2 tRNA genes and 1 rRNA gene are annotated in these 636 nt (G+C 47.8%); all 3 read left to right on the forward strand.

Annotation, left to right across the window (positions count from 1 at the left end):
* Nucleotides 1-71, forward strand: a 16S ribosomal RNA gene (locus LC059_RS17910); the annotation flags it as partial.
* Between the two features lie 82 nt (nucleotides 72-153).
* Nucleotides 154-230: transfer RNA gene (locus LC059_RS17915), tRNA-Ile, on the forward strand.
* A 4-nt stretch (nucleotides 231-234) separates the two neighbouring features.
* Nucleotides 235-310 (forward strand) — tRNA-Ala (locus tag LC059_RS17920).
* Nucleotides 311-636 lie beyond the last annotated feature (326 nt).

The following is a 636-nucleotide window of genomic DNA, read 5'->3' on the forward strand; positions in this document are numbered from 1 at the left end:
AGTGATTCATGACTGGGGTGAAGTCGTAACAAGGTAGCCCTAGGGGAACCTGGGGCTGGATCACCTCCTTAATCGAAGTCGACCTAACTTCGTAAGTGCTCACACATATTGCTTGATCGGACTGATGACGTTAGTCAGTTAGGTCACCACCAGAGGCCTGTAGCTCAGCTGGTTAGAGCGCACCCCTGATAAGGGTGAGGTCGGCAGTTCAAGTCTGCCCAGGCCTACCATTTTGGGGCTATAGCTCAGCTGGGAGAGCGCTTGGTTTGCATCCAAGAGGTCAGCGGTTCGATCCCGCTTAGCTCCACCATTCCTTCCTTGATTAACGCCAGAAATCAGAAAACTGATTTTTTGAAGAAATTGTTCTTCGAGAGATTAGCTTTCTGATTTTTACATCAGATGCTCTTTAACAAGGTGAAACATTTTGTAGTAATACACTGCAAGGCGAGGTTGAGTAGTAACGTACTCAACTCAATAGAAATGTGTGTCTCTCAAGCACACAATCCGGCGTCCAGGTTTAGCCTGGATGTTTAAAGTCGTTAATAGTCGTTTGTGTTGTATGGTCAAGCGACTAAGCGTATACGGTGGATGCCTTGGCAGCTGGAGGCGATGAAGGACGTAGGAGCCTGCGAAAAG

It is taken from the genome of Microbulbifer elongatus, assembly GCF_020524885.1.
Lineage (GTDB): Bacteria > Pseudomonadota > Gammaproteobacteria > Pseudomonadales > Cellvibrionaceae > Microbulbifer > Microbulbifer elongatus_A.